The organism is Algoriphagus sp. UBA3586, from assembly GCF_002376385.1.
GTDB classification, from domain to species: domain Bacteria; phylum Bacteroidota; class Bacteroidia; order Cytophagales; family Cyclobacteriaceae; genus Algoriphagus; species Algoriphagus ornithinivorans.
This window is the reverse complement of record NZ_DFMT01000029.1, coordinates 63687-72029: the sequence shown is the minus strand read 5'-3', so window position 1 is coordinate 72029 and position 8343 is coordinate 63687. Positions and strand designations below refer to the sequence as shown.

Sequence of the window (8343 nt, the reverse complement as noted above, 5' to 3'; positions counted from 1 at the left end):
ACGATGACTCAATGCCAGCAAGACGAAGACAGTCTTTTTTAACTGGATTAAAAATCCTACGATAGGTGATCAAAGCGAGAAATCCCCCTTGCCCCCTTTAAAAAATGGGGAATTGATCCTTCTCAGATTTAAGGCTTTAACTTTTCAGTAGCCACGCCTTAGGCGCGCGGGCCCAGGTGAAACCTGGAATATAAATGCGAACGATAATCAACCCAGCGCTGGCGCAGAATCTCCAATAAGAAACGGTACCACCGTGCCAGCAAGATATCCGAGAAACATTGTAGAAATATTCAATCCCGTAGGGATTTTAGCTAGGTAGAATAACGGCTCTGAAACTCCTTTCCATGCCGTAGGTATGGAACAAGGTGTCCTAAAGTTCAATTATCGCTAGACCATTTTTAGCTTTTGAAAACATTTGATTTAATCGGATAACAAATCCCATGATAAGAGCTCGAGATTGCTCCCAATAATATCGCGGACTAGAGTAGAAAGAAACTATCTTTTTGGATTTCTCCCCCCGGAATTCTGATTTTTCCAAACTTCCTTTTGTAGATTGGAGTTTGAATTTAGTAAACCCAAATAACGAATGAATTCCCCAAGTAAAACTGAACCAAAAGATTTCGGCCAACTCCTCACTGAATTGCAGGAAAAATACAAACTTGTAAAACAGGGTGGAGGACCAAAAAGAATTGCCAAAGAGCATGAAAAAGGCAAATTAACTGCCAGAGAAAGAATCGATTACCTGATCGATGAGCAATCGGATTTTTTAGAAATAGGGGCTTTTGCAGCTGATGGGATGTATGAGGAAGAAGGTGGCTGTCCCTCGGCAGGTGTTGTCACAGGAATCGGATATGTCCGTGGTAGAATGTGCGTGATCGTTGCAAATGATGCCACAGTTAAAGCCGGAGCCTGGTTTCCTATGACTGCGAAGAAAAATTTGAGAGCTCAGGAAGTTGCCATGGAAAATCGCCTACCTATCATATATCTGGTAGACAGTGCAGGTGTGTTTTTGCCTATGCAAAATGAAATTTTTCCAGATAAAGAGCACTTTGGTCGGCAGTTTAGGAACAATGCAAAAATGTCTTCACTAGGTATCGTTCAAGTGGCAGCTATCATGGGTAGTTGCGTAGCAGGCGGAGCATATTTACCTATCATGTCCGATGAAGCTATGATTGTAGATAAGACAGGTTCCATATTCTTGGCCGGCTCTTACTTGGTGAAAGCAGCAATCGGTGAGTCTGTGGACAATGAGACTCTTGGAGGAGCGACCACCCATTGTGAAATTTCAGGGGTGACTGATAACAAATATGACTCTGACCAGGATTGTCTGGATGCTATCAAGAATATTTTTGACAAGCTTGGGGCATCTGAAAATGCAGGTTTTGATAGATCAGAACCCAAAGACCCCGGTTTTTCAGGAGAAGAGCTGTTGAAGAAATTTCCATTAGACAGGGTAAAGCCCTACGATATGCTTGAAGTGATTTCAGGCCTTGTTGATGGCGGGGAGTTTGACGAGTACAAAAAAGATTTTGGGAAAACACTGATTTGTGGAACAGCACGAATCGATGGCTGGGCTGTTGGAATAGTAGCCAATCAAAGAAAGATTGTAAAAACTGCAAAAGGTGAAATGCAGATGGGTGGCGTGATCTATTCAGATTCTGCAGATAAAGCTGCCCGCTTCATCATGAACTGCAACCAACGCAAAATTCCTTTGGTCTTTCTGCAGGATGTCAGCGGCTTTATGGTGGGTAGTAAAGCTGAGCATGGAGGAATCATTAAAGACGGCGCAAAAATGGTGAATGCAATGGCTAATTCGGTTGTTCCAAAATTCACCATTGTTCTTGGGAATTCTTACGGAGCGGGCAATTATGCCATGTGTGGAAAAGCCTACGATCCTAGATTGATATATTCTTGGCCAACAGCGCAAATGGCTGTAATGTCAGGTGCTTCTGCAGCCAAAACCTTGCTTCAGATTAAAGTTTCATCTTTGAAAAAAGCAGGTAAAGAAGAGATCACTCCTGAAGAGGAGAAGGAACTACTGGACGAAATCACCAATAAGTATAATGAGGAGTTGAGTCCGTATTATGCTGCCGCCCGATTGTGGGTTGATGGGGTGATAGATCCCCGAGAAACCAGAAAGGTGATATCCATGGGAATTAAGGCAGCTAATCACAATCCTATTTCGGAAAGATTTAATGTGGGTGTTATTCAAACCTAAAGATTAATTGATTATTTTCATTTATGAGTGAATTGTCAGACTCTGAATTAAACGCCTTAGTTTCCTTGCTTGACGACACAGACCTTGAAGTCAAAAATCATGTAAGGGAACGTATTATATCCTTGGGAACGGAAATCATTCCCTACCTGGAAAAAAAGTGGGAAAACAGTTTTAATCCGGAGATCCAAAAAGAGATTGAAATTCTAGTCCATGACCTCCAGTTTTCTTTGGTGAAAAGAAGACTGGAGGAATGGAAAAATTCCGAGGATCAGGACTTGTTAACAGGGCTTTGGATTATTAATACCTACCAATATCCCGACCTGGAATTTGAAAAGCTAAATGCAGAAATGCATCAGATCTATTTTGATGTATGGACTGCCTTTAGAAATGATTTGGAACCCTATGATCAAATCCGGATCATCAATAATGTGCTTTTCAATACTCTGAGATTCGGGGCAAATACAAAAAATTTCCACTCTCCCGGTAATAGTATGCTATCCACTGTTTTGGACACCAAAAAGGGAAATCCGATTTCCTTATGTGCTATTTACATGTTGGTGGCTAAAAAACTGGGACTCCCGATCTATGGAGTCAATCTGCCAAATTTATTTGTACTGACTTACAAAACAGATGAGTTGACTTTTTATGTCAATGCCTTTAATAAAGGCTTGGTCTTTAGCAGGAAAGACATCCACAATTACCTAAATCATCTGAAAATTGAGCCTAAAGAAGAATACTTTGAGCCCACCGATAATCTTCAGATCATTATGAGAAGCTTGAGGAATTTGGGAAATTCTTTCGATAAACTTGGGGAAGCTGAAAAAGTGGATGAAATCAAGGAAATGTTGGCAATTCTAGAACCCTAGAAGCTCTTCATATTACAGCCAGTTGCCCTTACAGTAGCAGGACTTGGTTCTTCATTTCTCAGCACTTGATTGATTGCTCTTTCCAAAACCCTTTCCGAAACGGCTGATTCAGCTTGGGGATTGTTGTCGATAGCTCCTCTGTAAACCACGTTTAACCCTGACTCAGTATTCAGAATTATTAATGCTTCAGGAATTTTAGTAATATTCAATTGTTTAACCAAAACCTGTTCCTCATCAATCAGATAGTTCATATTGAGCCCGGAGTCATCAATATATGATTTCAAAACTTTTTGACTTTCAGGATCCACTTCTGATTCAGGATTGATCAGTACAAATCGAATCCCTTTATTAGAGTAGCTATTCCTCAATGCAATCAATCGTTTTTCATACATTTTAGAATAAGGGCATCCCAGGCTGTGAAAAATTAACACCATCGCTTTGCCACTGATCAAGCTTTTTAAATCTGTACTTTTTCCGGTTACTGCATCTATCCTTTCTATGGATTGAAAAGTTTGGGAAAAGCTATTGAAATGGAATAAGCAGCAAAGAATAGATACAGCTATTATTTTTTTCATCTGTTTATAATTTGTTTTTAGAGGTCATCCTGATAACTATCGGGAGGAATGCCCAAAAGAATTATCCCACTGTGTGAGATTTTTCCTCATGGGCATTTCATATTACCAAATGGTGTAGGTGAGAATCACGTCTCCAAGTACCTGTGCTTGAACCTGATAATGATGATCCGCGTAATCTGTTCCTCTTATTTTTCCTTTAATCACAGTACTTCCTTTTTCAAAAGGCTCAAGTAAAATATTGTCTCTGAAAGAAACTCCCTTTTTCCCTTGGCACTTGAAGATTGATTCTTTAGCAGACCAAGCAAGCGTGAAATGAACCGGATCATTCTCCAGAAAATCCAGTTCATCTGGATCTAAAAATCTTTTTCCGATTCGTAAGATTTTCTCTCTCACAAAATCCATATCCATTCCCACGGGGTATTCTCTATGGAAAATAGCCCCGGCATAGCCTTGAGTATGACTAAGAGAAACATATCCGGTGCCATTCATAGATTGGGATTTTCCGTGCTCGTCTTTAAAAAATCCGGGATAGGGGACAGAAAGGGAATCCAAAGCATCTTTGATCGCTACTCTCGCTGTAGACCACTCCCTTTTTTTCTCTGGATGTGAGATATTTGCTAGGGCAAGTTTCTCTCTAAAACTGAGAAAGTGCAGTTCTTCCTCAGAGTAGTCATCAATTATCTTGATGGCTAAGGCAGAGGAACTATCAATTTTTTCTATTTTTGTTTGCATAGGCCTGTAGGGCTAATCTAAGCATAAGGCAATATATGTCAAAAATTCAAGTAATTAAATCGCACACGCTAACTGGCCATAATGATTGTATATACGCATTGGCTGAAGGCTCGGATCCTCGCTTTTTTTATACAGGTGCCGGAGATGGAATGGTAGTGGAGTGGGATTTAGATAATCCAAAGGACGGAAAATTAATTGCTAAGCTCCCCAACTCTGTCTATTCTTTGGCAGTAGACAAGCAGCGAAACTATTTGGTAATTGGGCATAATTTTGAAGGAATTCATTTGATTGATCTCCAAGAGAATAAAGAGCTTTGGTCGATCCGATTGACAGATCAAGCAATCTTTGATATTCAGGTTTTAGGAGATGAGGTTTTTGTAGGAACAGGAGATGGAGTCTTAATCGTTGTTGATATCCCTTCAAAAAGCATTAAAAAGCATATTAAGCTATCCTCGAAAAGTATTCGGGTAATGGATATTGCCCTAGGAAAAAGACATTTGGCGATTGGATTGTCTGACCATAGTATTAAGATTTTGGATTTGGCTAATGAATATCAACCAATTGGTAATTTAACAGGGCATGCCAACTCGGTGTTTGCTTTGCGATACTCTCCTGATGAAAAAATTCTGGTAAGTGGTGCAAGGGATGCACATTTGAAATTTTGGAGTGTAGATCCTTATGCATTATCTGAAGATATTGTAGCGCATATGTATGCAATCAATTATCTTTCATTTAAAGAAGATGGATCCATGCTGGTTACCTGCTCCATGGACAAGTCCATCAAAGTTTGGGATACTGAAGAAAGAAAACTGCTCAAAGTCATAGATAAGGCTCGAAACGCAGGTCATGGCACCAGTATCAATAAGGTAGTTTGGAGTAGTTATACTCAAGAAGTCATTTCCGTTTCTGATGACAGAAGCATTTCAATTTGGAATATAGAACCACAACATACATGAAAATCACTCCCGCAGCTATTCGTTCGCAATCATTTGAAACTTCCTTCAGGGGTTTTGAAAAAAAAGAAGTTACCGCGTTTTTGGATGAGGTCAGTCAAGTCGTAGAACAGCTCAATCAGGAAAACCTGGAATTGAAATCTAAACTGCAACAGGTGGAGGCAGAGGCCAAAAGACTGAAGGATGTGGAGGATTCACTTTTTAGAACATTGAAAACTGCGGAGGATACCGGGGCAAGTATCATTGAAGAGGCCAATGAAGCTGCCGATCAGATTATTGCCGAAGCAAATCATACTGCGAAAAACGCCACAGCCCATGTCAATCAAATGATGGAGGAGGCAAAGAAAAAGGCAGAGGAAAATGCTGCTACCATTATTGGAGCTGCAGAAGCAAAAGCAAAAGAAACAATCATTGAGCTTCGTGAAAGCATGCAGGGATTAGTAAGGTCCTACGAAGGCTTGGCAGAGCAAAGGGAGGCTTTGGTAAAAAGCTTAAAGCGAATTTCGCAAGACACCCTGAATCAATTGGATTTGGCAGAAGCTCATTATTCTAGAATCGATGCAAAAGCACACCAACGTGCCATTGATGAACTCAGCAGGTCACATACATTTACTTTTGGAAATTTAGCCAATCTTGCCGCGCAAGCTCCTGAGCCACAACAGCCACAGGATGAATATGTGCCTGAATCTGTAGAAGAAGATCCATTGGAAGAAATGGAAACTGTAGAGGAAGCTATCGATTTGGAAATGCATGATAGTGCTCCGGATGTAGTGGAGGCTGATGAGGAAGTTGAAGTAGAAAATGAAGAGAGGGAAGAGGAAGTAGAAGAAGTGGTAGATCAGGAGGAAGAAATTCAAGAAGAAGAACCTGTCAAAGAAGAAATCAAGGCTCAAGAAGTAAGGGAAGAAAATGAGCCGGAAGATCCAAAAAAACAATCGGGTTCATTTTTTGATCAATTTGACTAATGGGAAAAGTTGCACTCGAAGGAATTGAGTTTCATGCCTATCACGGAGCCTATCCTGAAGAATCTATTTTAGGAAACCGCTTTACCTTGGATTTGGAATTAGAGACTAATTTCAAAAAAGCAATGTTGGAAGATGATTTGAATGCTACGGTAGATTATTCAAAATTGTATCAGATCATTAAGGCTAGAATGGATGTGAAAGTGAAGCTTTTGGAGCATCTGGGGCATATGATTGTGACAGATATATTGCGAGCTTATCCCAGTACAACACAAATTCGACTAACTCTTAAAAAACATGGTCCTGCATTAGGCGGATTGGTAAAATATTCTGCCGTACAAATTCAATATCCTGAAGATTACCAAGATTAACTATGTATTCCAAAGCCGAGACTTCCCGAATCCGTAAGGATTTTTGGATAGCCTTTGGGCAATATATGAAGCCTGTTCCCAATGCACAGGGAAGGAGGGTCAATTGGCCAAATTATAAGACGGGGATTAAGGATATTTATTTTCGGATGAAGGCCGAAAGGGGATTTGCCTCTGTGGGAATAGAAATAACCCATGCTGACGAGGAGTTTCAAGAGTTAATATTTGAGCAGTTTACCCAACTCCGGAAAATTCTAGAATCCTGTACCCAAGAAAAGTGGGATTGGAAGCTCCATGTTGAAAATGAAGTGGGTCAAGTCATATCAAAAATTGAGATGGTAAAAAAAGGAGTGAATGTGATGGAGGAGAAGGATTGGCCAGCTATCATTTCTTTTCTCAAACCCAGAATTATCGCCTTAGATGAGTTTTGGGATTTGGTCAAGCCCGGTTTTGAGGATTTGTGATTTTATTTTCCGCCCCTTCAGGGCTATTTCGTGAGGTTTGGGAAATTATGTTTTACCTAAAGAATCTCGGTCCTTCGGACCTGGTTTTGTTCTTAAATCGATTGGATTAATCAAAATAAAACAGCTCCGAAGGAGCATGATTACTTAGTGAATGTGGATAGAAGTAAGTTGATGGGACAGCTCCAAAGGAGCGAGATAATTTTCTATATCAATTTGAAATTGTAAGATAAAATAGTCCAAAAAAATATGACAAGATTACCTTAATTGATCACTTTAAAATCATGTGATTATCTCCAGATGTACTTTTCATCAAATTCAATCTCATAGGAATTTAAAAATCGGATAAATTCTTCTTGAAATGTTCTTGTCTTATGATGTACTTTTTGATTTCTTATGTATTCTACTACTTTTTGAGTTTCCTTTGGGTTGACAGAAAAAGCCCCAAATCCGAATTGCCAATAGAAATTTTTCATTTCTGGTCCCATGCCTTTAGCAAACTTTGAGGAGTGGGTTTTTAGATGTTCCATAACTGCACTCAAAGAAAGAGTACTAGAAAGATGAAATAAAACGTGAACATGGTCGAGGTAGCCTCCTACTGAGATTGGAGCGCAATTTTGTTGTTTTAAAATCCCCGCTATATAGGAAAATAATTCTAGCTCATATTTAGGTAGAATTAACTTTTGGCGATCTTTTGTAGAAAAGATTGCATGGATAATCTGTTTGGTAAATGTTCCTGCCATTATTTGAAAAAGTTAAAAATATCATTTAGTTAAAATAATTAATAATTGTCAAAAGAGGTCTATTAATTTTGATTTTTTGGGTACAATCAATATCAACCCGACCATTATTTTGATTATCCCGCCCCTTCAGGGCTATTACGGGTGAGTAGGTTTAGTGATTTTTCCTAAGGAATCTCGGTCCTTCGGACCTCAATTTTTTGCCAATGCTTATTGGATACCCCTTAATTATTTAGCTCCGAAGGAGCGTAATTACTTAGTAATTGTAAATATTAGAATCTAAATAATCCAGCTCTAAAGGAGCGTGATTACTTGTCTAAGCGCTATTTGTTTAGCTAATTATTACACATTTTTATTGAATGATTGTTTTGCTATTTTATTTTTGGATCATCTAAAATTCATCTCTGATTTTTTTCTTTATCCCGCCCCTTCAGGGCTATTACGGGTGGGTAGGTTTAGTGGTTTTTC

The 8343-nt window shown here is 39.3% G+C and carries 9 protein-coding genes; 6 read left to right on the top strand and 3 right to left on the bottom strand.

Going from position 1 to position 8343, the window contains the following annotated elements; genetic code table 11:
• Positions 1 to 586 precede the first annotated feature (586 nt).
• Together B2906_RS09980 and B2906_RS09975 are read left to right on the top strand one after the other, a co-directional pair.
• Positions 587 to 2218, top strand: a complete 1632-nt coding sequence (locus B2906_RS09980) for an acyl-CoA carboxylase subunit beta (RefSeq protein WP_219958439.1) — start codon at positions 587 to 589, stop codon at positions 2216 to 2218.
• A 23-nt stretch (positions 2219 to 2241) separates the two neighbouring features.
• Positions 2242 to 3084 (top strand): transglutaminase-like domain-containing protein, encoded by an 843-nt coding sequence (locus B2906_RS09975; protein WP_091654402.1) that lies wholly within the window; start codon positions 2242 to 2244, stop codon positions 3082 to 3084.
• Here B2906_RS09975 and B2906_RS09970 read toward each other — a convergent pair.
• Positions 3081 to 3659 (bottom strand): redoxin domain-containing protein, encoded by a 579-nt coding sequence (locus B2906_RS09970; protein ID WP_219958440.1) that lies wholly within the window; start codon positions 3657 to 3659, stop codon positions 3081 to 3083. The genes B2906_RS09975 and B2906_RS09970 overlap by 4 nt on opposite strands.
• 102 nt (positions 3660 to 3761) lie before the next feature.
• Entirely contained in the window at positions 3762 to 4391 is a 630-nt protein-coding gene (locus B2906_RS09965; protein WP_219958441.1) for a 4'-phosphopantetheinyl transferase family protein, read from the bottom strand.
• A 35-nt stretch (positions 4392 to 4426) separates the two neighbouring features.
• Between B2906_RS09965 and B2906_RS09960 the strand changes: the two genes are divergently transcribed.
• From B2906_RS09960 to B2906_RS09945, 4 genes are read left to right on the top strand one after another with little or no spacing between them, the layout of a single operon-like run.
• Positions 4427 to 5347: a WD40 repeat domain-containing protein gene (locus B2906_RS09960; RefSeq protein ID WP_219958442.1), complete on the top strand. Its 921-nt coding sequence runs from the start codon at positions 4427 to 4429 to the stop codon at positions 5345 to 5347.
• Positions 5344 to 6309 carry a DivIVA domain-containing protein gene (locus B2906_RS09955; RefSeq protein ID WP_219958443.1) on the top strand — a complete coding sequence of 322 codons (966 nt, stop codon included), beginning with the start codon at positions 5344 to 5346 and terminating at the stop codon, positions 6307 to 6309. Before B2906_RS09960 ends, B2906_RS09955 begins: the two co-directional genes overlap by 4 nt.
• Entirely contained in the window at positions 6309 to 6677 is a 369-nt protein-coding gene (folB, locus tag B2906_RS09950; RefSeq protein ID WP_091654395.1) for a dihydroneopterin aldolase, read from the top strand. Before B2906_RS09955 ends, folB begins: the two co-directional genes overlap by 1 nt.
• Before the next feature lie 2 nt (positions 6678 to 6679).
• Positions 6680 to 7138, top strand: a complete 459-nt coding sequence (locus B2906_RS09945) for a DUF4268 domain-containing protein (protein ID WP_219958444.1) — start codon at positions 6680 to 6682, stop codon at positions 7136 to 7138.
• Between the two features lie 287 nt (positions 7139 to 7425).
• Here B2906_RS09945 and B2906_RS09940 read toward each other — a convergent pair whose 3' ends face one another.
• A complete protein-coding gene (locus tag B2906_RS09940) occupies positions 7426 to 7878 on the bottom strand; it encodes a transposase (RefSeq protein ID WP_286939026.1) in 453 nt (150 codons plus the stop codon).
• Positions 7879 to 8343: the final 465 nt, after the last annotated feature.

What these genes read in the sequence shown, in the direction of transcription:
- B2906_RS09960 (WP_219958442.1), top strand. Translation starts at nt 4,427, where the DNA reads ATGTCAAAAATTCAAGTAATTAAATCGCACACGCTAACTGGCCATAAT.
- B2906_RS09955 (WP_219958443.1), top strand. Translation starts at nt 5,344, where the DNA reads ATGAAAATCACTCCCGCAGCTATTCGTTCGCAATCATTTGAAACTTCC.
- B2906_RS09940 (WP_286939026.1), bottom strand. Translation starts at nt 7,878, where the DNA reads ATGGCAGGAACATTTACCAAACAGATTATCCATGCAATCTTTTCTACA.
- B2906_RS09980 (WP_219958439.1), top strand. Translation starts at nt 587, where the DNA reads ATGAATTCCCCAAGTAAAACTGAACCAAAAGATTTCGGCCAACTCCTC.
- B2906_RS09945 (WP_219958444.1), top strand. Translation starts at nt 6,680, where the DNA reads ATGTATTCCAAAGCCGAGACTTCCCGAATCCGTAAGGATTTTTGGATA.
- B2906_RS09975 (WP_091654402.1), top strand. Translation starts at nt 2,242, where the DNA reads ATGAGTGAATTGTCAGACTCTGAATTAAACGCCTTAGTTTCCTTGCTT.
- B2906_RS09970 (WP_219958440.1), bottom strand. Translation starts at nt 3,659, where the DNA reads ATGAAAAAAATAATAGCTGTATCTATTCTTTGCTGCTTATTCCATTTC.
- folB (WP_091654395.1), top strand. Translation starts at nt 6,309, where the DNA reads ATGGGAAAAGTTGCACTCGAAGGAATTGAGTTTCATGCCTATCACGGA.
- B2906_RS09965 (WP_219958441.1), bottom strand. Translation starts at nt 4,391, where the DNA reads ATGCAAACAAAAATAGAAAAAATTGATAGTTCCTCTGCCTTAGCCATC.